This window comes from Enterobacter cloacae complex sp. SHL018 (assembly GCF_049237905.1).
In the GTDB taxonomy this organism is placed as follows: Bacteria; Pseudomonadota; Gammaproteobacteria; order Enterobacterales; family Enterobacteriaceae; genus Enterobacter; species Enterobacter hormaechei_C.
Genome location: NZ_JBMKJE010000008.1, coordinates 1 through 23366 on the forward strand (window position 1 = coordinate 1; position 23366 = coordinate 23366).

Annotated in this window: 25 protein-coding genes; 20 read left to right on the top strand and 5 right to left on the bottom strand. The window is 56.4% G+C overall.

Translation table 11 applies throughout. The annotated features are described in order from the left end of the window. Window positions 1–284: 284 nt before the first annotated feature. On the top strand, window positions 285–1238 hold the full coding sequence (locus ACOTY5_RS21020; protein ID WP_045141418.1) for a nickel/cobalt transporter: 954 nt from the start codon (window positions 285–287) through the stop codon (window positions 1236–1238). 33 nt (window positions 1239–1271) lie between these two features. On the opposite strand, the gene proP is transcribed toward ACOTY5_RS21020, so the two are convergent. Next, on the bottom strand, window positions 1272–2774 hold the full coding sequence (gene proP, locus ACOTY5_RS21025; protein ID WP_015570231.1) for a glycine betaine/L-proline transporter ProP: 1503 nt from the start codon (window positions 2772–2774) through the stop codon (window positions 1272–1274). Window positions 2775–3420: 646 nt separating this feature from the next. On the opposite strand from proP, the gene kdgT reads away from it, so the two are divergent. Then, a complete protein-coding gene (kdgT, locus tag ACOTY5_RS21030) occupies window positions 3421–4413 on the top strand; it encodes a 2-keto-3-deoxygluconate transporter (protein ID WP_017382657.1) in 993 nt (330 codons plus the stop codon). 33 nt (window positions 4414–4446) lie between these two features. On the opposite strand, the gene ACOTY5_RS21035 is transcribed toward kdgT, so the two are convergent. Both ACOTY5_RS21035 and crfC read right to left on the bottom strand, forming a co-directional pair. Next, the gene (locus ACOTY5_RS21035; protein ID WP_015570229.1) at window positions 4447–5325 is read right to left on the bottom strand and encodes a diguanylate cyclase regulator RdcB family protein; all 879 of its coding nucleotides are present in this window, start codon (window positions 5323–5325) and stop codon (window positions 4447–4449) included. Further along, the gene (crfC, locus tag ACOTY5_RS21040) at window positions 5322–7676 is read right to left on the bottom strand and encodes a clamp-binding protein CrfC (RefSeq protein ID WP_045141419.1); all 2355 of its coding nucleotides are present in this window, start codon (window positions 7674–7676) and stop codon (window positions 5322–5324) included. The genes ACOTY5_RS21035 and crfC overlap by 4 nt, the downstream gene beginning before the upstream one ends. 591 nt (window positions 7677–8267) lie before the next feature. On the opposite strand from crfC, the gene ACOTY5_RS21045 reads away from it, so the two are divergent. From ACOTY5_RS21045 to phnP, 16 genes are all read left to right on the top strand, one after another. Beyond that, a complete protein-coding gene (locus ACOTY5_RS21045) occupies window positions 8268–8603 on the top strand; it encodes a zinc ribbon domain-containing protein YjdM (RefSeq protein ID WP_003860206.1) in 336 nt (111 codons plus the stop codon). An 80-nt stretch (window positions 8604–8683) separates the two neighbouring features. After that, the gene (gene yjdN / locus ACOTY5_RS21050) at window positions 8684–9115 is read left to right on the top strand and encodes a VOC family metalloprotein YjdN (protein ID WP_003860208.1); all 432 of its coding nucleotides are present in this window, start codon (window positions 8684–8686) and stop codon (window positions 9113–9115) included. A gap of 173 nt (window positions 9116–9288) precedes the next feature. Continuing rightward, complete coding sequence (gene phnC / locus ACOTY5_RS21055) at window positions 9289–10077, top strand: phosphonate ABC transporter ATP-binding protein (protein ID WP_003860210.1); 789 nt, start codon at window positions 9289–9291, stop codon at window positions 10075–10077. A gap of 23 nt (window positions 10078–10100) precedes the next feature. Further along, complete coding sequence (phnD, locus tag ACOTY5_RS21060) at window positions 10101–11117, top strand: phosphonate ABC transporter substrate-binding protein (RefSeq protein WP_032104778.1); 1017 nt, start codon at window positions 10101–10103, stop codon at window positions 11115–11117. Window positions 11118–11234: 117 nt separating this feature from the next. Then, the gene (gene phnE / locus ACOTY5_RS21065; protein ID WP_032620758.1) at window positions 11235–12014 is read left to right on the top strand and encodes a phosphonate ABC transporter, permease protein PhnE; all 780 of its coding nucleotides are present in this window, start codon (window positions 11235–11237) and stop codon (window positions 12012–12014) included. A gap of 20 nt (window positions 12015–12034) precedes the next feature. Continuing rightward, a complete protein-coding gene (gene phnF / locus ACOTY5_RS21070; protein WP_006810434.1) occupies window positions 12035–12760 on the top strand; it encodes a phosphonate metabolism transcriptional regulator PhnF in 726 nt (241 codons plus the stop codon). Beyond that, window positions 12761–13213, top strand: coding sequence for a phosphonate C-P lyase system protein PhnG (phnG, locus tag ACOTY5_RS21075; protein ID WP_015570223.1), 453 nt, complete (start codon window positions 12761–12763; stop codon window positions 13211–13213). Then, window positions 13210–13794, top strand: a complete 585-nt coding sequence (phnH, locus tag ACOTY5_RS21080) for a phosphonate C-P lyase system protein PhnH (RefSeq protein WP_003860219.1) — start codon at window positions 13210–13212, stop codon at window positions 13792–13794. Before phnG ends, phnH begins: the two co-directional genes overlap by 4 nt. Then, entirely contained in the window at window positions 13794–14858 is a 1065-nt protein-coding gene (locus ACOTY5_RS21085; RefSeq protein ID WP_017382652.1) for a carbon-phosphorus lyase complex subunit PhnI, read from the top strand. The genes phnH and ACOTY5_RS21085 overlap by 1 nt, the downstream gene beginning before the upstream one ends. After that, a complete protein-coding gene (gene phnJ / locus ACOTY5_RS21090; protein ID WP_006810438.1) occupies window positions 14851–15696 on the top strand; it encodes an alpha-D-ribose 1-methylphosphonate 5-phosphate C-P-lyase PhnJ in 846 nt (281 codons plus the stop codon). The genes ACOTY5_RS21085 and phnJ overlap by 8 nt, the downstream gene beginning before the upstream one ends. Beyond that, a complete protein-coding gene (gene phnK / locus ACOTY5_RS21095; RefSeq protein ID WP_015570221.1) occupies window positions 15693–16448 on the top strand; it encodes a phosphonate C-P lyase system protein PhnK in 756 nt (251 codons plus the stop codon). Before phnJ ends, phnK begins: the two co-directional genes overlap by 4 nt. Window positions 16449–16605: 157 nt before the next feature. Continuing rightward, window positions 16606–17286, top strand: a complete 681-nt coding sequence (phnL, locus tag ACOTY5_RS21100; protein WP_045141420.1) for a phosphonate C-P lyase system protein PhnL — start codon at window positions 16606–16608, stop codon at window positions 17284–17286. Further along, on the top strand, window positions 17283–18419 hold the full coding sequence (gene phnM, locus ACOTY5_RS21105) for an alpha-D-ribose 1-methylphosphonate 5-triphosphate diphosphatase (protein WP_045141421.1): 1137 nt from the start codon (window positions 17283–17285) through the stop codon (window positions 18417–18419). Before phnL ends, phnM begins: the two co-directional genes overlap by 4 nt. Beyond that, window positions 18416–18967: a ribose 1,5-bisphosphokinase gene (phnN, locus tag ACOTY5_RS21110; RefSeq protein WP_026080559.1), complete on the top strand. Its 552-nt coding sequence runs from the start codon at window positions 18416–18418 to the stop codon at window positions 18965–18967. Before phnM ends, phnN begins: the two co-directional genes overlap by 4 nt. Further along, the gene (gene phnO / locus ACOTY5_RS21115; protein ID WP_045141422.1) at window positions 18960–19394 is read left to right on the top strand and encodes an aminoalkylphosphonate N-acetyltransferase; all 435 of its coding nucleotides are present in this window, start codon (window positions 18960–18962) and stop codon (window positions 19392–19394) included. The genes phnN and phnO overlap by 8 nt, the downstream gene beginning before the upstream one ends. A 9-nt stretch (window positions 19395–19403) precedes the next feature. Further along, on the top strand, window positions 19404–20162 hold the full coding sequence (phnP, locus tag ACOTY5_RS21120) for a phosphonate metabolism protein PhnP (RefSeq protein ID WP_045141423.1): 759 nt from the start codon (window positions 19404–19406) through the stop codon (window positions 20160–20162). Window positions 20163–20216: 54 nt separating this feature from the next. Here phnP and yjdP read toward each other — a convergent pair whose 3' ends face one another. Together yjdP and rpiB are read right to left on the bottom strand one after the other, a co-directional pair. Continuing rightward, window positions 20217–20540, bottom strand: coding sequence for a DDRRRQL repeat protein YjdP (yjdP, locus tag ACOTY5_RS21125; RefSeq protein ID WP_032668803.1), 324 nt, complete (start codon window positions 20538–20540; stop codon window positions 20217–20219). Between the two features lie 69 nt (window positions 20541–20609). Continuing rightward, a complete protein-coding gene (rpiB, locus tag ACOTY5_RS21130) occupies window positions 20610–21059 on the bottom strand; it encodes a bifunctional allose-6-phosphate isomerase/ribose-5-phosphate isomerase RpiB (RefSeq protein ID WP_045141424.1) in 450 nt (149 codons plus the stop codon). 351 nt (window positions 21060–21410) lie between these two features. Between rpiB and ACOTY5_RS21135 the strand changes: the two genes are divergently transcribed. Continuing rightward, a complete protein-coding gene (locus ACOTY5_RS21135) occupies window positions 21411–22301 on the top strand; it encodes a MurR/RpiR family transcriptional regulator (RefSeq protein WP_015570213.1) in 891 nt (296 codons plus the stop codon). Between the two features lie 64 nt (window positions 22302–22365). Next, on the top strand, window positions 22366–23301 hold the full coding sequence (gene alsB, locus ACOTY5_RS21140) for a D-allose transporter substrate-binding protein (protein ID WP_045141425.1): 936 nt from the start codon (window positions 22366–22368) through the stop codon (window positions 23299–23301). Window positions 23302–23366 lie beyond the last annotated feature (65 nt).

Sequence of the window (23366 nt, forward strand, 5' to 3'; positions counted from 1 at the left end):
TTTCAGAGTCAACCCGTTATTTCAGGATTTTTTCTCTTCAACCGACCGGGTTGTCTGTGAAGTGATTCACATCCGCCGTGTCGATGGAGGCGCATTATAGGGAGTTCCCGAGCGACCGCAACAGAAAAGTTGCAAAAAAATGACTGACTGCTGTATTCCCCAGCAAAACCCCGCCTTATACCTTTTTACGCACAGACTTATCCACAATCCATTGACGATCCCGGTGTGATCCAGCGATTTGAACACTATACTAGCGGCAAATATTTCTCTCGCGGGCCAACCTCATGACGACACAACGACTTCAACGTGACTGGCGTATCCCAACCGCCGGGCTCGCCGTGCTGGTGTTACTTATGGCAGGTTTTGCACTGCATACGCACTGGAATGCTTTTATTCAGTGGTGCCTCGCCACCCAGATCACCCTGCACCGATATCTGGTGATGTATCTGCTGCAACTTAATAATGATCAGTACAGCGGTGGGCTATGGTTGTTAACCGGTGCGTTTCTTTATGGTGTACTCCATGCCGTTGGACCTGGGCACGGCAAATTTATCGTTACCACGTATCTCACCACCAATAAAGAGAGCCAGCTCGCGGCGCGCGTCGTACCGTTTATCGGTAGCATGATGCAGGGCGTCAGCGCGATCGTCTTTGTCTTTATCCTGGCGGTTGGATTGAACCTCGCGTCAGGAGATATCAGCACCAGCCGTTGGTACGTCGAGAAAATCAGCGCCGTGCTGATTGCCGTCTTCGGTGCGTTTATCATTTATCAGGCGCTCAGCAGCCTGCGTCCGCGCAAAATGGCGATTAGCGCCATCAAGCCGCTTCACCAGCATAATGAACGCTGTGGCTGCGGCCATCACGGCGTAGGGGTGGATCTGACTAAAAGCGACTGGAAAACCCGTCTGGGCGTGGTGCTGGCCATTGGCGCACGCCCGTGCAGCGGGGCAATTATGATCCTGATGTTCTCGAATGCGCTCGGTATTATTAGCTGGGGGATTGCTGCTGTGATGACAATGTCGCTGGGCACGGCGCTGTCGATTATGGGGCTGTCGCTGGCAGTACGTTACGCGCGTGAACGCACAGTAGCCTGGTTTGGCGGCGGCACGTCCCTGAACTGGGTAATGCCGATGGTCAAAATTGCCGGAGGGATTGTTCTGATGCTGTTCGCGACGATCCTGTTCCTGACGGTGATCCCCGTCAGCGCCGGCGGCGACTATATTGCCGCAGGATGCTAATAAAAGAAAACCCGCCAGCGGCGGGTTTTTTTATCACTCGTTAATTCGCGGATGCTGATCGACAAGGCGAGAGCGTTTTGTCTGGAGCGCCTCAATCTCTGCGTCAATATCTTCAATCTTCTGCTCTACATTATCGTAGTGCTCACGCAGGATCTCTTTCGCTTCCTGAATATCAGACGCCGCAGGCGTTGCCCCTTTCAACGGACGATTCGCCGTCTCCTTCATGGTAATACCGGTAATCAGGCCGATCACCGCAATGACCATCAGATAGTAAGCAGGCATCATCAGGTTCTGCGTGCTCTCCACCAGTGAAGCAGCAAGCGTCGGCGTCAGGCCCGCAATCAGAACGGAGATATTAAAGGCTGCCGCCAGCGCACTGTAGCGAATATGCGTCGGGAACATTGCCGGCAGCGTAGAAGCCATCACCCCGATGAAGCAGTTGAGGATCACCGCCAGCATCAGCAGACCGGCGAAAATCAGCCCCAGCACATTGCTGTTAATCAGAATAAAGGCCGGGATTGCCAGTGCGAACAGGGCGACGCTGCCGAGAATAATGAATGGCTTACGGCCAAAGCGGTCGCTCAGCAGACCCATAATCGGCTGCACAAACAGCATACCCACCATGATGGCGATAATAATCAGCACACCGTGGTCTTCCGAGTAGTGCAGGTTATGCGACAGGTAGCTCGGCATGTAGGTCAACAGCATGTAATAGGTCACGTTGGTGGAAATCACCAGACCAATACAGGTCAGCAGGCTGCGCCAGTGTTTGGTCGCAATCTCCTTGAACGACACTTTCGGGCCATCCTGTAACCCTTCACGGTCACCCTGCTCCAGCTTTTCAACGTGCTGCTGGAACGCAGGCGTCTCTTCCAGGGCGTGACGCAGATAAAGCCCAATGATGCCCAGCGGCAGCGCCAGGAAGAACGGAATACGCCAGCCCCAGTCAAGGAAGTTCTCTTCACCCACTACAGTTGAGATCAGAACCACAACCCCCGCGCCCATGACAAAACCGGCAATCGAACCAAAGTCCAGCCAGCTGCCCATAAAGCCACGTTTACGGTCCGGAGAATATTCAGCGACAAAAATCGATGCGCCGGTATATTCGCCACCAACGGAGAAGCCCTGCGCCATCTTACAGATCAACAGCAGAATCGGCGCCCATATACCAATAGTTGCATACGACGGAATAAGGCCGATACAGAATGTACTTATCGACATGATGACAATGGTAATAGCCAGGATCTTCTGGCGACCATATTTATCACCCAGCATGCCGAAGAAAAGGCCACCGAGAGGACGAATCAGGAAGGGAACGGAGAACGTACCCAGCGCAGCAATCATCTGCAAGCTGGGATCGGCACCAGGGAAGAACACTTTACCAAGTGCATAGGCCACAAAGCCGTAAACACCAAAATCGAACCACTCCATCGCATTACCGAGCGAGGCCGCTGTAATCGCTTTGCGCAGTTTCGCGTCATCAATAATGGTGACATCGCGCAGCGTGATGGGTTTTACTTTTTTCCTTCTAAGCATAGCTTTCCTCGTAGACTCAGCCCCGTCCGTTTCACAGCGCATTTTGCAAGCTGTGAACCAGAGATCCGCTCCATGCGAATCTCCTTATTCAAGCGTAGCAGGTTTACTTACATTGACGTTTTACCTCAATACAACCGAACCTGTTGACGCCTGTCTGGGCAGTTAAAGACCTTTTTACCCTACCAGCGTTTATATATGTGATCAACTTCACACTTATTTTTCCTGTTCGTAAGTTGCCTTCAGCTTTTGTCAATTCACGATAAATAAGGTCATTCTAAACCCCCTTATCAAACAGATCTTAACGCCCGTTATTATTCTTCCCCAAACAAAATGCAAGCACATTTCTTCACAGCGAATTTACACAAAATTCAATTATTAACAGTGGGCAATCCTGTTTACATTCAATATGTGACGAAGATAACTAAAACAGCGTTTTATTTTCATTGAATCACAATTCCAAAGATCGCATGATAAATCCGAACACGATATCCCAGCGGCTTTCAAATGAAGGAATGCTGAACACCTGAATTTCGCTCTACAGCATAAATAACGAATCGATTGGCCCTAAAAAAGGCAATCTTTTGAATTTGTTGATCTATTTTTTGAGCTTTCCGCCAGCCATGCGGACGAGATGTGAGGGTTAATGATGAAGATTAAAGCAACAATAGAACGCATCCCGGGCGGGATGATGCTGGTCCCGCTGGTACTTGGCGCGATATTAAATACGCTAGCCCCGAATACCGGTGCTTATTTTGGCGGTTTTACAAAAGGTATGATTACCGGAACGGTACCGATTCTGGCAGTCTGGTTCTTTTGCATCGGCGCATCAATTAACTTGCGTGCAACAGGTACGGTATTACGTAAATCAGGGACGCTGGTCATTACTAAAATTGCGGTCGCCTGGGTTGTTGCCATGATCTGTGCAATGTTCATTCCGGAGAATGGAATTCAGACCGGCTTCTTCGCCGGATTATCCGTTCTGGCCATAGTCTCAGCAATGGATATGACCAACGGCGGTCTCTATGCCAGCCTGATGAATCAATATGGCACCAAAGAAGAATCGGGCGCGTTCGTGCTGATGTCCCTGGAGTCGGGTCCGCTGATGACGATGTTGATTCTGGGTTCTGCCGGCCTTGCCTCTTTTGAACCACACCATTTTGTCGGGGCGATCCTGCCGTTCCTGATTGGTTTTGCGCTGGGCAACCTCGATCACGATCTGCGTGATTTCTTCAGCAAAGCCACCCCGGTACTGATCCCGTTCTTCGGCTTCGCGTTGGGCAATACCATCAACCTGAACGTGATTCTGGAAACCGGCCTGCTGGGCATTGTGCTGGGTGTTGCCGTCATCGTCATCACGGGTATTCCACTGATTATTGCAGACCGCGTCATCGGGGGCGGCAACGGAACCGCGGGCGTGGCCGCCTCTTCGGCCGCAGGCGCTGCGGTAGCCAACCCGGTGATTATCGCCCAGATTAACCCGGCCTTTGAACCCGTGGCCGCTTCCGCCACGGCTCTGGTTGCCGCCAGCGTGATTGTGACGGCAATTCTGGTCCCTGTCATCACGGCACTGTATGCCAGACGCTTTGGGCATGTGCCTGAGTCCCGGACAGAACCTGAAGCGGTAGAAATGCACCACTAACCCTTTCGCCCCCTCCTTAAAAAGAGGGGGCAATCACGTACCAAATATCTCTTCCACCATGCCATCCACCAGCCGTTTTGCCGAACAGAGTCTCGGCATTCCCAGCGCGACCGTTTGCCAGCTCTGCGTCACTGACCAGCTCACCGGATGTTTATCCGCCTGACACCAGTCCCCCAGCCAGCCCAGCATATCTTTATAATCAATCAGACCGGGAGAAGCGGGCGTCGTCAGCCACTGATGGTAAAAATGCCGGGTGGTGGGAGAAGCATTAATTCCCTGTGCCAGATAGTTTGCGGCCATGCTGCGCAGATTATCTTTCAGCATGGCCGCCACATCGCTATTCGCCAGACGACAGGCATCGCCAAACGCCCCCCAGCGCAACTCTTCCAGCACGATAAAGCAGCGGCCAGCCAGCGACCAGCCGTCATACTGCCCGGCTCGCCAGCGGGTAAAAATTTGCTCGCTGTGCTCACCCGCCTGAACCGTCAGGCCGCGCTGCGCGAGCGCTTTCTCTTTATAGGCGGCACGCTGGTTGAAATGTGAGGAGAGCTCTTCGTACTGTTGCAACAATCCGGGCGGTTGAGGGAGGCGTGGATTCACCTGCTGGCGCAGGGCTACCAGCCTGTCGGACATACGGGTCAGCGCAAGGTGTCCGGGGTCGAGCATACCGGCCAGTTTCTCCGCCAGACCCAGCCGCAGCGCTGCATTTTCGTTGAGCATTCCCGCCATTGCCCACGGCCGCAGCCGGGTCTGCGTAATGATCTCCTGCGTCAAACGCTCACGAAATTGCAGTTGCTGTGGCCCCAGGAGGGAGTGACGTGCAGCGTCCGCCCCCTGGACCAAATCGACCATAAATTTTGGATGAATACACTCCAGCGTCCGCCCGGGACCGTCCAGTAGCTGTGTTGTCATGGTTGCTCTGCCGCGAATAAGGTTTGAATATCATCGCGTAACAGTCGGGTATCTTCCTGAATCCACGCCGCAGTAGTCATACTTTGCTTCAACAACTGGCTAAGCGCCCGGGTTGAATGTTCATTCTGCTGCCGCACGGCAAGGCTATCACGCAAGCTTTCCTGTAACCCGGTCAGGCACAACGAAAACTCTGCAAAGAACGTTGCCATACCTGCCGTAACAGAGACATCGACCTGCGCGGCCAAAGCTTTACGTATTTGATCGCAAAACTGATCGATATGTTGCGTAAATTTGCCATGAAGCTGAACGATGTCGATGACATAGCGTGTGCGCGTCACGACATACTCTTCCCAGCCCCAGCCGGGATTATTGAGCCAGCGCGAGACGGTATTACGTACGCTGCCTGCCCCTGCTGGCTGACTGGCGGGAGGGGTGTCCTGCACAATGGCATCATTAAATAAGCCGCGCGTATTGAAATTAAGCTGGTTTGCCTGAAACGCCGGGAAGCTAATCCGCGCCCGAAATCCGGCATGACTGAGCTGCTCCTTAATTCGCGTCTCGATGGGTCGCATCGCCTCATTCAACGATCGGGCGAGCGTAGACTCCAGCTGATCGAAGCGTAACGCCAGCTCCCGGCCAATTCTGCTCTGCGCATTCAGCATAATCTGCTCGCATGACGATCGGATCTTGCTCAGGACAATCTGCGCCTGCCCTTCATCGTCAAGCACCAGCTGCTGGATCGCATCCGCGTCGTCTGCACGCAAACTGGATGGCTCGCGCCCTGCTAAATCAAGAATAGACGGGCGGCTAAAAATGTCGCCCAGCGCCTGGTGAAGTTCACCTTTCTGGCGAAGCAGGAATGCATCCGTTGTGTTGAGCGCCTCTTCAACTTCATGCTGGACCTCATCGCTCACCACGCTCTGCCGCTGACGCAGCAACGTCATATCCTCTTCCAGACGCGCAATATTCAGCTCCAGCTCATCAAAAGCGACCGTCAGTCCCTGATGGCGAAAATCCAGGTATTCTCTGGCATTTTGCGCATAGTTCAGCAGCTTATGCGATGCCGACCGCAAAGCGAACAGCGAGGCGTTGGCGTAAGCCGCGTAAATCAGTTTGCGGATGGGCTGTTCGAACAGCGAATCCTCCCACAGCAGATCCGCCGCATGGCGAATATGGTCAATATCGTCCAGGTCGGCCGTTCGCCAGCGGCGGCCCAGCGCGGCCTCGGCAAAATCCTGTACCCAACGCTGATCCTGATGATCGGGAAGGCGCCCATGAACGTTCATCTCATAGCGGGCGCGGTTTGCCAGATAGGCCCACATGGAAGAGACCGGATAAATTTGCCCCGGAGAAATATTTCCTTTCATCAGCGTGCCGGAAATCATCGCCCGCACCTGCTCTTCATCGTCGCTGTTACGATCTTTCTGATCGAATTTGTTGACCAGGGCGTAAAGCGGCACGGATTTGCCGGCAGCCGAAATTGCCTGACGAACCTCCGCATCAGAAATAGATTTAAGCTGTGTATAGTCCATCACCGCCAGCACGGCGGAGGCGCGCGCCAGCTGCTCGCTGAGCATTTTTTGCAGGTGCGGCTGACCGGCCTCGTTCGGCCCCGGCGTGTCGAGCAGCGTCAGTTGCCCCAGGTGCGCATCCAGACCGGCGAGATGCACAAACTCCACCTCAATCACCGGAATATGTTCTATCGCGGCATACTCAGAGAACGGAAACTCCACGCCCAGCGCCTGAGACAGCCGCACCAGATCGTTCAGGCTTTTCAGACAATGAAAGATGGGCTCCGCGCCCAGGTGATGTTTTTCAAACGCCTCACCTCTTTCTATGCGCTCCAGCAGCGTATTCATGTCCTTGTCGATTTCCAGACGCCGCGCCAGCTTGCCGCGATCTTTATCGCACAGTTTTTTCTGCAACTGGGTAATCAGGGTATCGATGGGCGAAACGTGCAAAAAATGCAGCACCGGCTCCTTCTGGCCCGGCGTATGGCGGATCAGCGTGGGAAGTGCCGTCATCGGACGATTGCGGTTCGGCAGCACTTCCGTGCCCACAATCGCATTAATGGTGGTCGATTTTCCCGCTTTCATGGTACCCACAATCGCCAGCACCATTTCGAGGCGGGTTATTTTGCGTAATTCGTTATTCAGCATCGCCTGCTGAGCGTCGACACCCCGTGCGCTAAAATGTAACGGCAAAACGTTGTTATTAACGCCGCTCATCGCAGCAGCTGTGCTATCCAGCATTGCAATCGGCATAGATTTTAATGAATCAAGATTGTTCAGAGCGAGCTGTAACAATCGTTCAGCTTCCTGGCTTAATTCAAATATGGTCTGTGTGTGCATGATAAAAGCCTTCCCTTAACGCAAATTTATTACTTTTATTAAGCCACGATGTTTTAATTATACTTTTCAGGCTTATATGATCACGTATGGAAAACATGTTCATTTAATACAACTAACTGAAGATAATGAGAATTTAAAACCCACCCTCGTAATACGTGTAAAACATCCCCTGGCCAGAAAGCCAAAAGTGAATAGACAAAACGCATTTTCAGGAAACATCAGGATATATCATCGTTATTTACCCACCAAAAAAGAGAGGTATTCCCTGGCGCCAAAAGATGTATGGCGTCAGAAGAGGATAGATAAATAACGGCTTGTTCCTTCACCTTATCCGAAATGGCACAGCGTAGCAATTTGCTGTAATAAAATATTCGATACATTTAGCATGATTACGATCTCTGCCGTTCAGGGCTTAAGCTTCCCTTAATTCACTGACAGTTCGTGTCATCGCTTGCGCATTTATGCGCTATTTTTATAAAACAATATCACCGACAAAAGTGGGGATTTGCGTTATACTCGCTGCCTTTTTCGGCACACTGCCGTCATTTAGCTGGCGTTTTCCAGCGTGTTAACACTTTTGAGGATACCAACATGCAACTTCCACACTGCCCGAAATGCAATTCTGAATACACCTATGAAGACAATGGCATGTTCGTTTGCCCGGAATGCGCCCATGAATGGAACGATGCGGAGCCTGCACAGGACAGCGATGCGCTGATCGTGAAAGACGCAAACGGCAACCTGCTGGCAGACGGCGACAGCGTTACCGTTGTGAAAGATCTGAAGGTAAAAGGCAGTTCCTCCATGCTGAAGATCGGCACTAAAGTCAAAAATATCCGTCTGGTTGAAGGCGATCATAATATCGACTGCAAAATTGACGGCTTCGGTCCGATGAAACTGAAATCTGAGTTCGTGAAAAAGAACTGATTGTCCCGCCCGGTGACGCTTCGCTTACCGGGCGTTCGGGAACTACACTTAACGGGCTTTTCTTACGTGAGGTAAAGATTATGCCGTTAAGTCCCTACATCTCTTTCGCCGGCAACTGTGCGGAGGCGACCGCCTTCTATCAGCAGGCCGTCGGCGCAGAACTCCTCTACAAAATCACCTTCGGCGAAATGCCCAAAGACGAAAACAGCGAAGAAGGCTGTCCGTCAGGCATGAACTTCCCGGATACCGCCATCGCCCACTCTAATGTCCGCATTGCCGGCAGCGATATCATGATGAGCGATGGTCTGCCACCCGGTAGCAGCACGCAGTACGCCGGATTTACGCTGGTGCTCGACACGCAGGACGTGGATGAAGGCAAACGCTGGTTCGACAACCTCTCTGATGGCGGCAATGTCGAAATGGCCTGGCAGGAGACTTTCTGGGCGCACGGATTCGGGAAAGTCACCGATAAATACGGCGTGCCGTGGATGATTAACGTCGTTAAATCGTAGGCCACATAAGCGCAGCGCATCCGGCAACAGCGCCCGGAGACGCTGCGCTGACCGGGCCTGCGGTGATTGTCATCAAACTCCCCTCAACTCTTCAAACTCCCGCAACCAACACTTAACCTGAATGTCATATTGATGCGCCAGCATGAGGCCACATTTATCGTGAGGCCCGGCACATGCAAACTGTCATTCGCGTCGAGAAACTGAGCAAAACCTTCCATCACAACAAGGCGCTGCATGCCGTTGATCTGACCGTCCAGCAGGGCGAAATGGTGGCGCTGTTGGGGCCGTCTGGTTCAGGTAAATCAACCCTTCTTCGTCACTTGAGCGGCCTGATTACCTGTGACAAAACGCCGGAAAGCCGCGTCGAACTGTTGGGGAACACCGTGCAACATGCGGGGCGTCTGGCGAGCGATATTCGCAAAAGCCGCGCTCAGACGGGCTATATCTTTCAGCAGTTCAACCTGGTGAACCGCCTGACCGTGCTCGAGAACGTGCTGATTGGCGCGCTCGGCAGCACCCCGTTCTGGCGCACCTGCCTGCGCTGGTTCTCCCCATCCCAGAAGCAAGAAGCCTTACAGGCGCTGACCCGCGTCGGCATGGCGCATTTCGCCCACCAGCGCGTCTCCACGCTCTCCGGCGGACAGCAGCAGCGCGTCGCCATCGCCCGCGCCCTGATGCAGAAAGCCAAAATCATTCTGGCCGATGAACCTATCGCCTCGCTGGATCCGGAATCGGCCCGCATCGTGATGGAAACCCTGCGCGACATCAACCAGAACGACGGCATCACCGTGGTGGTGACGCTGCATCAGGTGGATTACGCCCTGCGCTACTGCGAGCGCATCGTCGCCCTGCGTCAGGGCCATGTGTTCTTCGATGGCGCAAGCCACCAGTTTGATAACGAACGTTTCGATCATCTCTACCGCAGCGTAAACCGCGTCGAAGAGCGCGCGCAGGCTGCTTAACGTCCCCATAACGAGGAATGGACATGAACTACAAAGCCGTTGCCGCGCTGGCCTTCACCAGCATGTTCAGCATCAGCACCCTGCTAAGCCCTGCTTACGCTGAGGAACAGGAAAAAGCGCTGAACTTTGGCATCATTTCAACGGAATCACAGCAAAACCTGAAGCCGCAGTGGGAACCGTTCCTGAAAGATATGGAAACCAAACTGGGGATCAAAGTAAACGCCTTCTTCGCCCCGGACTACGCGGGCATCATTCAGGGAATGCGCTTCAACAAAGTCGACATCGCCTGGTATGGCAACCTCTCTGCTATGGAAGCGGTAGATCGCGCGAACGGCCAGGTCTTCGCCCAGACCGTTGCGGCAGACGGCTCCCCGGGCTACTGGAGCGTGCTCATCGTTAACAAAGACAGCCCAATCAACAATCTCAACGACATGCTCGCCAAACGCAAAGAGCTGACCTTTGGTAACGGCGACCCGAACTCCACTTCCGGCTTCCTCGTCCCTGGCTACTACGTCTTCGCGAAAAACAACGTCTCCGCCAGCGACTTTAAGCGCACGGTCAACGCCAGCCACGAAACCAACGCCCTGGCCGTGGCGAATAAGCAGGTTGACGTCGCCACCAACAACACTGAAAACCTCGACAAGCTGAAGACCTCCGCGCCGGACAAGCTGAAGGAAATCAAGGTTATCTGGAAATCACCGCTGATCCCGGGCGACCCGATCGTGTGGCGCAAAAACCTCTCAGAGAACACCAAGGACAAGGTCTACGACTTCTTTATGAACTACGGCAAAACGCCGGAAGAGAAAGCGGTTCTGGCACGTCTGGGCTGGGCGCCGTTCCGCGCGTCCAGCGATTTGCAGCTGGTGCCGATTCGCCAGCTGGCGCTGTTCAAGCAGATGCAGGGCGTGAAGGATAACAAGGGTCTGAAGGAAGAAGAGAAGACCAGCAAAGTGTCGGAAATTCAGGCGCAGCTGGACGATCTCGACCGCCTGACCGCCGCGCTCGGCGCCATGACCAGCGTGAATAAAGCGGTGCAGTAACGCCTTTCTCCCTCTCCCTGTGGGAGAGGGCCGGGGTGAGGGCATCAACACGCACATTTCCCCCTCACCCTAACCCTCTCCCTCAAGGGAGAGGGGACTAAACCCAAAGGAGCCAACATGCAAACCATCACCCTCCCGCCGCCAAAGCGCAGCTGGTTCTCGCTCATAAGCTGGGCCGTTCTGCTGGCGGTGCTCGTTATCTCCTGGAAGGGCGCGGAGATGGATCCGCTGCTGCTCTTCAAAGATTCCGGCAACATGGCGACCTTCGCCGCCGACTTCTTCCCGCCGGACTTCAGCCAGTGGCAGGACTACCTCGGTGAAATGGCGATCACCCTGCAAATTGCCGTCTGGGGCACCGCCCTCGCCGTGATCCTCTCCATTCCGTTTGGCCTGATGAGCGCCGAAAACATCGTGCCGTGGTGGGTTTACCAGCCGATGCGTCGCCTGATGGACGCCTGTCGCGCCATCAACGAAATGGTCTTTGCGATGCTGTTCGTGGTCGCCGTCGGCCTGGGTCCGTTCGCGGGCGTGATGGCGCTGTTCATCCACACCACCGGCGTGCTCTCCAAGCTGCTCTCCGAAGCGGTTGAAGCCATCGAGCCCGGCCCGGTGGAAGGCATCCGCGCAACCGGAGCGAACAAAATCGAAGAGATCCTGTACGGCGTCCTGCCGCAGGTGATGCCGTTGCTCATCTCCTACTCCCTGTACCGCTTCGAGTCCAACGTTCGCTCCGCCACCGTGGTCGGCATGGTGGGCGCAGGCGGCATTGGCGTCACCCTGTGGGAAGCCATTCGTGGTTTCCAGTTCCAGCAAACCTGCGCCCTGATGGTGCTCATCATCGTCACCGTCAGCCTGCTGGATTTCCTCTCTCAACGTTTGCGTAAGCACTTCATCTGAGAAGCGAGGCTTTGATTTGTATGCACTTATCCAGACATCCGACCAGTTACCCCACCCGCTGGCAAGAGATTGCGGCAAAGCTCGAAGTGGAGCTGCGCACGCACTACCGCTGCGGAGACTACCTGCCCGCCGAGCAGCAGCTTGCCGACCGCTACGAAGTGAATCGCCACACCCTGCGTCGCGCCATCGATCAACTGGTGGAGCGCGGCTGGGTCCAGCGCCGTCAGGGCGTCGGCGTGCTGGTGCTGATGCGTCCGTTCGACTACCCGCTCAATGCCCAGGCGCGTTTTAGCCAGAACCTGCTCGATCAGGGCAGCCACCCCACCAGCGAAAAGCTGCTGTCAGTCCTGCGCCCCGCCTCCCGCCACGTGGCGGACGCGCTGGGGATTCAGGAGGGCGACAACGTCGTTCACCTGCGCACGTTGCGCCGGGTGAACGGCGTGGCGGTCTGTCAGATCGACCACTACTTCGCGGACCTCACCCTCTGGCCCGTGCTGCAACATTTCGCCAGCGGTTCCCTGCATGATTTTCTTCAGGACGCGACGGGTATCGCGCTCAAACGCACCCAGACGCGCATCAGCGCCCGCCGCGCGCAGGCGAAAGAGAGCAAGGTGCTGGAGATCCCCAACATGGCCCCGCTGCTCTGCGTGCGCACCCTCAACCACCGTGACGGCGACGTCAACGCAACGGAATACTCCGTCAGCCTGACCCGCGCCGACATGATTGAATTTACCATGGAGCACTGAATGCACTTCGACACCTCCACTCGTCAGCGCTGGATGCGCGTGCTGGCCCACAGCCAGCCTAATGCGCTGGCTGCCCGCATGAGCACGCTCGGCCTGACGCCGGACTACGACACGATCCGCGCGCCGGAGATCGGCCTGGTGCAGATCCAGGCACGCATGGGCGGCACCGGCGAGCGCTTCTTCGCCGGCGATGCCACCCTCACCCGCGCGGTGATCCGCCTGAAAAGCGGCACGCTGGGCTACGGCTACGTACTTGGGCGCGACAAAACGCACGCCGAGCGCTGCGCAGCGATCGACGCGCTTTTACAGGAACAGCCGCATTTTCAGACGTTAATGGAAACCCTTATTGCCCCGCTGGAAGCCGACCGCGCCGCACGCCTTGCCGCGCGTCAGGCCGAAGTGAATACCAGCCGGGTCGACTTCTTTACGCTCGTTCGCGGAGACAACGCATGACGCTTCAACCTGCTTTTACCCTGGCCGTCCAGGATGCCCAACAGAGTTTCCGTCGCCTGCTGAAAGCCATGAGCGAGCCGGGCGTCATTGTCTCGCTGCACCAGCTCTCCCAGGGCTGGCTGCCGCTGAACCTCGCCTCGACCAGCGTGCTGCTGACCCTGGCGGACAACGACACCCCGGTATGGCTGTCAGGCGCATTGCTGAACGATATCGCCAGCCAGAACCTGCGCTTTCACACCAACGCGCCGCTGGTCGAGCAGCCCCAGCAGGCGGTCTTCGCCGTGGCCGACGAGCAAATCAGCCACGAACAGCTTAACGCCCTGAGCGAAGGCAGCGCCGTCGCACCAGAAACCAGCGCTACGCTGATTTTGCAGGTCTCCAGCCTGAGCGGTGGCCGCATGCTGCGCCTGACGGGTGCAGGGATTGCCGACGAGCGGATGGTCGCCCCCCAGCTGCCGGAGTGCATCATTCATGAGCTGACCGAGCGCCCGCATCCGTTCCCGCTCGGTATCGACCTGATCCTGACCTGCGGCGAGCGCCTGCTGGCGATCCCGAGAACCACTCACGTGGAGGTGTGCTGATGTACGTTGCCGTCAAAGGGGGCGAGAAGGCGATCGCCGCCGCCCATGCCTTGCAGGCGCACAGACGCCGGGGGGATGACGCCCTTCCCGAGCTGAGCGTCGCCCAGATTGAACAGCAGTTAAACCTGGCCGTCGACCGCGTGATGACCGAAGGCGGCATCGCGGACCGCGAACTGGCGGCGCTGGCGCTGAAACAGGCCAGCGGCGATAACGTGGAAGCCATCTTCCTGCTGCGCGCTTACCGCACTACGCTTGCGAAGCTGGCGGTTAGCGAGCCGGTGAATACGGCGGAAATGCGATTAGAGCGCCGTATTTCTGCGGTGTACAAAGATATTCCTGGCGGCCAGCTGCTTGGTCCGACCTACGACTACACCCATCGCCTGCTGGACTTCACTCTGCTGGCGAACGGTGAAACACCGCAGCTCAGCGTCTCTGACGCTGAACAAGACGCCTCCCCGCACGTCTTTAGCCTGCTGGCAAACCAGGGGCTGGCGAAGGCGGAAGAGGACACCGGCAGCACACCGGATGACATCACCCGCACGCCGCCGGTCTATCCCTGTTCGCGCTCGTCTCGCCTGCAACAGCTGATGCGCGGCGATGAAGGGTATCTGCTGGCGCTGGCCTACTCCACGCAGCGCGGCTATGGGCGCAACCACCCCTTCGCGGCAGAGATCCGCAGCGGTTATATCGACATTGAAATCGTGCCGGAAGAGCTGGGTTTTGCGGTGAACATCGGCGAACTGCTGATGACCGAGTGCGAAATGGTCAACGGTTTTGTCGCGCCAGAGAATGAAGATCCGCACCTTACCCGCGGCTACGGGCTGGTGTATGGCCTGAGCGAGCGCAAGGCGATGGCGATGGCGCTGGTTGACCGTGCGCTCCAGGCGCCGGACTACGGCGAGCATATTGCAGGCCCGGCACAGGACGAAGAGTTCGTGCTGGCCCACGCGGATAACGTTGAGGCCGCCGGCTTTGTCTCGCACCTCAAGCTGCCGCACTACGTCGATTTCCAGGCCGAACTGGAACTGCTGAAACGCCTGCAACGGGAGCGCGCCAATGGCTAACTTAAGCGGCTACAACTTTGCCTATCTGGACGAACAAACTAAACGCATGATCCGCCGCGCCATCCTTAAGGCAGTGGCGATCCCCGGCTACCAGGTGCCATTCGGCGGCCGCGAAATGCCAATGCCCTACGGCTGGGGCACGGGCGGTATTCAGATCACCGCCAGCGTGATCGGCGAAGCGGACGTGCTTAAGGTCATCGACCAGGGGGCAGACGACACCACCAACGCCGTGTCGATCCGCAACTTCTTTAAGCGCGTAACGGGCGTTAATACTACCGAAAAAACCGAAGACGCGACGCTGATCCAGACCCGTCACCGCATTCCGGAGACCCCGCTGACTGAAGATCAGATTTTGATTTTCCAGGTGCCGATCCCGGAGCCGCTGCGTTTTATTGAGCCGCGGGAAACCGAAACCCGCACCATGCACGCCCTGGAAGAGTACGGGATCATGCAGGTCAAACTGTATGAGGACATCGCCCGCTTCGGCCATATCGCCACCACCTACGCCTACCCGGTGAAGGTGAACGGCCGCTACGTGATGGACCCGTCGCCGATCCCGAAATTCGATAACCCGAAGATGGACATGATGCCCGCCCTGCAACTTTTTGGCGCCGGACGTGAAAAACGCATCTACGCCGTACCGCCGTACACCCGTGTGGAGAGCCTGGATTTTGACGATCACCCGTTTACGGTGCAGGAGTGGGACGAGCCGTGCGCCATCTGCGGTTCGAAGCATAGCTATCTGGATGAAGTGGTGCTGGACGACACGGGCAAACGGATGTTTGTCTGCTCCGACACCGATTACTGCCGCCAACAGAGCGAGGCGAACAGCCAATGAAACCGCTGCTTTCGGTTAATAACCTGACTCACCTTTATGCGCCGGGCAAAGGCTTTAGCGACGTGTCGTTTGAGCTGTGGCCGGGCGAAGTGCTGGGCATTGTCGGCGAGTCCGGCTCCGGTAAAACCACCCTGCTGAAGTCCATCTCCGCGCGCCTGACGCCGCAGAATGGCGACATTTTGTATGAGGGCGTGTCGCTGTATGGCATGAGTGAAGCCGATCGCCGCCGCCTGCTGCGCACCGAGTGGGGCGTGGTGCACCAGCACCCGATGGATGGCCTGCGCCGCCAGGTGTCGGCGGGGGGCAACATCGGCGAACGGCTGATGGCCACCGGCGCGCGCCACTACGGCAACATCCGCGCCACGGCGCAGCACTGGCTGGAAGAGGTTGAAATTCCCGCCTCGCGCATCGACGACCTGCCGACCACCTTCTCCGGCGGCATGCAGCAGCGTTTACAGATTGCCCGCAATCTCGTCACCCATCCGAAGCTGGTGTTTATGGATGAACCGACCGGCGGGCTGGACGTCTCTGTACAGGCTCGCCTGCTCGACCTGCTGCGCGGCCTGGTGGTGGAGCTAAACCTGGCGGTGGTGATTGTCACCCACGATTTAGGCGTCGCGCGCCTGCTGGCAGACCGCTTGCTGGTGATGAAGCAGGGTCAGGTGGTGGAAAGTGGGTTAACCGACCGCGTGCTCGACGATCCCCATCATCCGTATACCCAGCTGCTGGTGTCGTCCGTATTGCAGAACTGAGGGCGCGGTTGCCGGGTGGCGCTGCGCTTACCCGGCCTACGAACACCGCACCTTGTAGGCCGGGTAAGGCGAAGCCGCCACCCGGCAAAACGAACACCGCACCCGTAGGCCGGGTAAGGCGAAGCCGCCACCCGGCAAAACGAATCGCGAGGCCAACATGATCCACGTACAAAACGTAAGTAAAACCTTTGTGCTCCACCAGCAAAACGGCGTCCGCCTGCCGGTACTGCAAAATGCCTCGTTAGAGGTCAGCAACGGCGAATGCGTGGTGCTGCATGGCCATTCCGGCAGCGGAAAATCCACCCTGCTGCGCTCCCTGTATGCCAACTACCTGCCGGACGAAGGCCATATTCATATTCGCCATAACAATGAATGGGTCGATCTGGTTCAGGCTCCCGCGCGCAAAGTGCTGGAAGTGCGCCGCTCGACGATCGGCTGGGTCAGCCAGTTCCTGCGAGTGATCCCGCGGATCTCCGCCCTGGACGTGGTCATGCAACCCCTGCTGGATCTCGGCGTGCCGCGCGAAACCTGCGCCGCTAAAGCCGCCAGCCTGCTGACGCGCCTCAACGTACCGGAGCGTCTGTGGCACCTCGCCCCGTCGACCTTTTCCGGCGGCGAGCAGCAGCGCGTCAACATCGCCCGCGGCTTTATCGTCGATTACCCGATTTTACTCCTGGATGAACCCACCGCCTCGCTCGACAGTAAGAACAGCGCAGCGGTGATGGAACTGATCGAACAGGCCAAAGCGCGCGGCGCGGCGATCGTCGGGATCTTCCACGACGAAACCGTACGCAGCCGCGTGGCAGACAGACTGCACCCGATGGGGACACACGTATGATTATCAATAACGTCAGGCTGGTGCTGGAAAACGAGGTGGTTGGCGGCTCAATCGAGATCCAGGACGGCGTCATCCGCGCCTTTGCCGAAACCCGGAGCCGCTCACCGGAAGCGATGGACGGCGAAGGCGGCTGGCTGCTGCCGGGGCTGATTGAGCTGCATACCGATAACCTCGATAAATTCTTCACCCCGCGCCCGAAGGTCGACTGGCCTGCTCATTCAGCGATGAGCAGCCACGACGCGCTGATGGTCGCCAGCGGCATCACCACGGTGCTGGACGCGGTGGCGATTGGCGACGTGCGCGACGGCGGCGATCGCCTGGAGAATCTGGAGAAGATGATCAACGCCGTGGAGGAGACGCAAAAGCGCGGCCTCAACCGCGCCGAGCACCGCCTGCACCTGCGTTGCGAGTTGCCGCACCACACCACCCTGCCGCTGTTTGAGAAGCTGGTGGGCCGCGAGCCGGTCTCGCTGGTTTCCCTGATGGATCACTCGCCGGGGCAGCGCCAGTTCGCCAACATTGAAAAGTATCGCGAATACTATCAGGGCAAATATTCGCTCAACGACGCGGAGATGGCGCGCTACGAAGAAGAGCAGCTCCAGCTGGCGGCCCAGTGGTCGCAGCCGAATCGCCTCTCCATTGCCGCGATGTGCCGGGACCGTAATATTGCCCTGGCCAGCCATGACGACGCCACGCACGATCACGTGCGCGAATCCCACCAGCTTGGCAGCGTGATAGCTGAATTTCCCACCACGTTTGAAGCGGCAGAGGCATCGCGTAAGCACGGCATGAACGTCCTGATGGGCGCGCCAAATATCGTGCGCGGCGGATCGCACTCCGGCAACGTGGCGGCAAGCAGGCTCGCCTCGCTCGGCCTGCTGGATATCCTCTCCTCTGACTATTACCCCGCCAGCCTGCTGGACGCGGCCTTCCGCGTCGCGGACGACGAGAACAACAGCTTCACGCTGCCACAGGCGATTCGCCTGGTGACGAAAAACCCGGCCAGCGCGCTTAATCTTCACGATCGCGGTGAAATTGCCGAGGGGAAACGGGCCGATCTGGTGCTCGCCCACCGTAAGGGCGAGCACATTCATATCGACCACGTCTGGCGTCAGGGAAAGAGGGTGTTCTGATGGGAAGACTCATCTGGTTAATGGGCCCGTCCGGCTCCGGGAAGGACAGCCTGCTGTCGGCGTTACGGCAGCGGGAACATTCACAGCTGCTGGTCGCGCACCGCTATATCACGCGCGATGCCAACGCCGGAAGCGAGAACCATATCGCCCTGAGCGAGCAGGAGTTTTTTACCCGCGCCGGACAAAACCTGCTGGCGCTGAGCTGGCATGCCAACGGTTACTACTATGGCGTCGGTATTGAGATTGACCTCTGGCTGCATGCGGGGTTCGACGTACTGGTTAACGGCTCGCGGGCGCATCTCCCGCAGGCTCGCGCCCGGTACGAAGCGGCGCTGCTCCCGGTCTGTTTGCAGGTTTCCCCGGACGTTCTCCGTAGCCGGCTGCAAAAGCGGGGGCGCGAAAACGCGCGCGAGATCGACCAGCGGCTGGAACGGGCGGCACGCTACACCCCGTCGGGTTGCCATCTCCTCAATAACGACGGAAGTTTGCTACAGTCAGTCGAGACCTTTCTATCGCTTATTCGCCAGAAGGAGAAACAGCATGCCTGACTGCCAGCTTCGCCCCGCCACCGCCGACGATGCGCCGATCGTTTACGCGCTGGTCTGCGAACTTAAGCAGGCCGAGTTCGATCATCAGGCGTTTCACGCCGGGTATCTGGCCAACTTGCAGGATCACAATATGCGCTACCAGCTGGCCGAGCTGGACGGGCAGATCATCGGTATGATCGGCCTGCATATGCAGTTTCACCTGCATCACGCCCGCTGGATCGGCGAGATCCAGGAGCTGGTGGTGATGCCGCAGGCGCGCGGATTAAAAGTGGGCAGCCAGCTGCTGGCCTGGGCAGAGGACGTCGCGCGACAGGCAGGCGCCGAGCTGACCGAGCTTTCCACCAGCGTGAAGCGCGTGGACGCGCACCGTTTTTATGTTCGTGAAGGATATACGCAAAGCCATTTCCGCTTCACCAAACCGCTGTAGAGGTGCGTTATGAGTCTGACGATCACGCTGACAGGAACCGGAGGGGCGCAGCTGGTGCCGGTGTTTGGCTGCGACTGCGCGGCGTGCCGACGGGCGCGTTTACAGGAAAATTATCGCCGTCGCCCCTGTAGCGCGGCGGTGAAATTCAACGATTCGGTCACCTTGCTGGACGCGGGTATTCCACACCTGATGGACGACTGGCCCGCGGGGAGTTTCAGGCAGATTTTGCTTACCCATTATCATATGGATCACGTTCAGGGGCTTTTTCCTCTGCGCTGGGGCGTGGGAGCGGCCATTCCGGTTTACGGTCCGCCGGACGACGCAGGCTGTGACGACCTGTTCAGGCATCCGGGCCTTCTCGATTTCAGCCACACGGTGGAGCCGTTTGTGATGTTTGAACTTCAGGGCTTGCGGGTCACGCCGCTGCCGCTCAACCATTCAAAACTCACGTTTGGCTATCTGCTGGAGTCCGCCCACAGCCGCGTGGCGTGGCTTTCTGATACCGCCGGGCTACCGGATAAAACGGTGACGTTTCTGCTAAACAATCAGCCGCAGGCGATGATTATCGACTGTAGCCATGAACCGCGCCCGGAGACGCCGCGCAACCATTGTGATTTGAATACGGTGATTGCGCTGAACGAGGTGATTGGCTGTCCGCAGGTGATCCTGACGCATATCAGCCATCAGTTTGACGTGTGGATGATGGATAACCCGCTGCCGTCCGGCATTGAAGCGGGGTATGACGGGATGATGCTGGTACTGGATTAGGTTTTGCCGGGTGGCGGCTGCGCCTTACCCGGCCTACGCGTTGCAATACCGGGGTTACCACCGATCGTAATCATCCTCCAACCGGCGCTCATCCTCTTCTAACCGACGCCGATCGTCATCCAGCTGCCGCTGACGCTCGTCTAAACGCTGGCGTCGATCTTCTAACTGTCGACGACGATCGTCGTACTGGCGGCTGTCGGTTTGATGGCTGCGATCGTAACGATCGTCGTCATCATCATTACGGCTGCTGCCGGGGTTATAGGCGTCGTTGATCGCCTGCTGAATATTGCCAATGGCATCATCAATCACATCGGCATGCGCCAGTTGGCTGGTTAAAGTCAGCAGACCCAATAACAGAGCGGTAGAGTAACGTTTCATAAGGCCAGACTCGCAGGTGAACTGGCCTTAAGGTAATGAATGGCAGGGAACCGGGATAGCGGAGGAATCTCAATTCCTGGCCTGTTCAATCGCCCCTATCGCATCGACTCGCGCCTGATGTCGTCCCCCTTCAAACGGTGCATTTAGCCAGGCATCAACGATCATTTTTGCCAGCTCCAGTCCGACCACGCGCGAACCAAATGCCAGCACATTCGTGTTGTTATGCTGCCTTGAAAGTTGAGCTGAATAAGGTTCGCTACAGACCACTGCGCGGATGCCCGGGAACTTATTGGCCGTAATGGAGATCCCTACCCCCGTTCCGCAGATCAGGATGCCGCCATCCACCTCCTTATCGATAATAGCCTGTGCAACCGCGCTGGCATAATACGGATAGTCAGTACGCTCCGGCGAACAGGTGCCCTTATCCACCACGTCGATGCCACGCGCGCGCAGATGGGCCAGAATATCCGCTTTCAGCATAAAACCTACGTGATCGCAGCCAAATGCAATCTTTTTCATAATAAACCTCATCGTGGGTTAACTTTACGAACTCGATGGAGTTGTGATTTAAGACCGGTCAGTTGTGCAATAAAACCTCAAAACCATCGAGTTCTGCGCGTGTTCTACACCCCTGACTTTGACATTTCAACTCTCTCATGACGGTATATTTCTTACGGCATGCATTAAAATCCGTTAACGCGTCATAATTAGATTGTTGATTTTTAAGGCTATTCTAAAGCAGTCGCCCCTCAAAACTTCACAACAAGTAAAACTTTATGAATTTATAAATATTGTGAAGTTATCAGCATATTTTCATGCCAGAGTGTGGTGATATAGTGTCGTCTTCATTTTTAAGGACAAAAGAGAGCGATGAGTCAGTCAGAATTTAAAAAAGAGCTGCCTAACGGCATTGGCCTTGCACCGTACCTGCGCATGAAGCAGGAAGGCATGACCGACAACGAAAGCCGTATCGTCGACTGGCTGCTCCAGCCGGGTAACCTGAGCGGCGCGCCTGCGATTAAAGACGTTGCCGAAACGCTGATGGTGTCGGAGGCGATGATCGTGAAAGTGGCCAAACTGCTCGGCTTTAGCGGTTTCCGTAACCTGCGTGCGGCGCTGGTCGACTACTTCTCGCAATCCGAACAAGTATTACCTGCGGAACTCGCTTTTGATGAAGCACCACAGGATGTGGTTAACAAAGTGTTCAATATTACGCTGCGCACCATTATGGAAGGCCAGTCGATAGTGAACGTGGATGAAATTCACCGCGCGGCACGTTTCTTCGCCCAGGCCAACCAGCGCGATCTGTACGGTGTGGGGGGGTCTAACGCTATTTGCGCCGACATCCAGCATAAGTTTCTACGCATCGGCGTGCGCTGCCAGTCGTATCAGGACGCGCACATTATGATGATGTCGGCATCGCTGCTGAAGGAAGGGGATGTGGTACTGGTGGTCTCCCATTCCGGCCGCACCAGTGATGTGAAAGCAGCAGTTGAGTTAGCAAAAAAGAACGGCGCCAAAATTATCTGTATTACCCATAGCTACCATTCGCCGATTGCTAAACTTGCTGATTATATTATTTGTTCGCCAGCACCAGAGACCCCGTTATTAGGGCGCAACGCCTCCGCGCGTATATTACAGCTTACATTATTAGATGCGTTATTTGTTTCCGTTGCACAACAAAATATCGAACAGGCCACACTTAATATGCAAAAAACCGGCGCTATTGTGGATTTCTTCTCTCCTGGCGCACTGAAGTAAATTAAAAGGTTAATCCTGCTCAGGCGGGATTAACAACAACATACCCTACATTGAGAACACTGCTATGAATAAATATCTGAAATATTTCAGCGGCGCCGCTATGGGCTTAATGTTATCCACCAGCGCGTTTGCTGCTGCGGAATATGCGGTGGTATTAAAAACGCTCTCCAATCCATTCTGGGTGGATATGAAGAAAGGGATTGAAGATGAAGCCAAAACCCTGGGAGTAAGCGTAGATATTTTTGCCTCGCCGTCAGAAGGGGATTTTCAGTCCCAGCTACAGCTGTTCGAAGATCTGAGTAATAAAAAATACAAGGGTATCGCTTTTGCCCCACTCTCCTCCGTGAATCTGGTCATGCCCGTCGCGCGCGCCTGGCAGAAAGGTCTCTATCTGGTGAATCTCGATGAAAAAATCGATATGGATAACCTGAAAAAAGCAGGTGGCAATGTAGAGGGGTTTGTCACAACGGACAACGTGGCCGTCGGCGCAAAAGGGGCCGAGTTTATTATCAATAAACTCGGCGCGGAGGGGGGCGAAGTCGCAATCATTGAGGGTAAAGCCGGTAACGCATCGGGCGAGGCGCGCCGCAATGGCGCAACAGAAGCCTTCAAAAAAGCAAACCAAATTAAGCTGGTTGCCAGCCAGCCCGCCGACTGGGATCGCATTAAAGCTCTGGATGTGGCAACCAACGTGCTGCAACGAAACCCGAATCTGAAAGCCTTCTACTGCGCGAACGATACCATGGCGATGGGCGTGGCACAGGCGGTGGCAAACGCCGGTAAAATCGGCAAAGTGCTGGTGGTCGGCACCGATGGTATTCCAGAGGCGCGTAAGATGGTCGAAGCCGGTCAGATGACGGCAACCGTCGCACAAAACCCGGCGGACATCGGGGCGACCGGCCTGAAATTAATGGTGGATGCCGCGAAAACCGGGAAAGTCATTCCGCTGGAAAAAACGCCTGAATTCAAGTTGGTGGATTCGATTCTGGTGACGAAATAACGCAGAACTGTGCGGCTTGATGCCCTCACTCCGGCCCTCTCCCACAGGGAGAGGGTGAACAGAGA

What these genes read in the sequence shown, in the direction of transcription:
- phnH (WP_003860219.1), top strand. Translation starts at nt 13,210, where the DNA reads ATGACGCTTCAACCTGCTTTTACCCTGGCCGTCCAGGATGCCCAACAG.
- phnO (WP_045141422.1), top strand. Translation starts at nt 18,960, where the DNA reads ATGCCTGACTGCCAGCTTCGCCCCGCCACCGCCGACGATGCGCCGATC.
- phnM (WP_045141421.1), top strand. Translation starts at nt 17,283, where the DNA reads ATGATTATCAATAACGTCAGGCTGGTGCTGGAAAACGAGGTGGTTGGC.
- phnF (WP_006810434.1), top strand. Translation starts at nt 12,035, where the DNA reads ATGCACTTATCCAGACATCCGACCAGTTACCCCACCCGCTGGCAAGAG.
- ACOTY5_RS21020 (WP_045141418.1), top strand. Translation starts at nt 285, where the DNA reads ATGACGACACAACGACTTCAACGTGACTGGCGTATCCCAACCGCCGGG.
- ACOTY5_RS21085 (WP_017382652.1), top strand. Translation starts at nt 13,794, where the DNA reads ATGTACGTTGCCGTCAAAGGGGGCGAGAAGGCGATCGCCGCCGCCCAT.
- yjdP (WP_032668803.1), bottom strand. Translation starts at nt 20,540, where the DNA reads ATGAAACGTTACTCTACCGCTCTGTTATTGGGTCTGCTGACTTTAACC.
- ACOTY5_RS21035 (WP_015570229.1), bottom strand. Translation starts at nt 5,325, where the DNA reads ATGACAACACAGCTACTGGACGGTCCCGGGCGGACGCTGGAGTGTATT.
- rpiB (WP_045141424.1), bottom strand. Translation starts at nt 21,059, where the DNA reads ATGAAAAAGATTGCATTTGGCTGCGATCACGTAGGTTTTATGCTGAAA.
- alsB (WP_045141425.1), top strand. Translation starts at nt 22,366, where the DNA reads ATGAATAAATATCTGAAATATTTCAGCGGCGCCGCTATGGGCTTAATG.
- crfC (WP_045141419.1), bottom strand. Translation starts at nt 7,676, where the DNA reads ATGCACACACAGACCATATTTGAATTAAGCCAGGAAGCTGAACGATTG.
- phnD (WP_032104778.1), top strand. Translation starts at nt 10,101, where the DNA reads ATGAACTACAAAGCCGTTGCCGCGCTGGCCTTCACCAGCATGTTCAGC.
- ACOTY5_RS21135 (WP_015570213.1), top strand. Translation starts at nt 21,411, where the DNA reads ATGAGTCAGTCAGAATTTAAAAAAGAGCTGCCTAACGGCATTGGCCTT.
- kdgT (WP_017382657.1), top strand. Translation starts at nt 3,421, where the DNA reads ATGAAGATTAAAGCAACAATAGAACGCATCCCGGGCGGGATGATGCTG.
- phnL (WP_045141420.1), top strand. Translation starts at nt 16,606, where the DNA reads ATGATCCACGTACAAAACGTAAGTAAAACCTTTGTGCTCCACCAGCAA.
- ACOTY5_RS21045 (WP_003860206.1), top strand. Translation starts at nt 8,268, where the DNA reads ATGCAACTTCCACACTGCCCGAAATGCAATTCTGAATACACCTATGAA.
- proP (WP_015570231.1), bottom strand. Translation starts at nt 2,774, where the DNA reads ATGCTTAGAAGGAAAAAAGTAAAACCCATCACGCTGCGCGATGTCACC.
- phnE (WP_032620758.1), top strand. Translation starts at nt 11,235, where the DNA reads ATGCAAACCATCACCCTCCCGCCGCCAAAGCGCAGCTGGTTCTCGCTC.
- phnC (WP_003860210.1), top strand. Translation starts at nt 9,289, where the DNA reads ATGCAAACTGTCATTCGCGTCGAGAAACTGAGCAAAACCTTCCATCAC.
- yjdN (WP_003860208.1), top strand. Translation starts at nt 8,684, where the DNA reads ATGCCGTTAAGTCCCTACATCTCTTTCGCCGGCAACTGTGCGGAGGCG.
- phnP (WP_045141423.1), top strand. Translation starts at nt 19,404, where the DNA reads ATGAGTCTGACGATCACGCTGACAGGAACCGGAGGGGCGCAGCTGGTG.
- phnK (WP_015570221.1), top strand. Translation starts at nt 15,693, where the DNA reads ATGAAACCGCTGCTTTCGGTTAATAACCTGACTCACCTTTATGCGCCG.
- phnJ (WP_006810438.1), top strand. Translation starts at nt 14,851, where the DNA reads ATGGCTAACTTAAGCGGCTACAACTTTGCCTATCTGGACGAACAAACT.
- phnG (WP_015570223.1), top strand. Translation starts at nt 12,761, where the DNA reads ATGCACTTCGACACCTCCACTCGTCAGCGCTGGATGCGCGTGCTGGCC.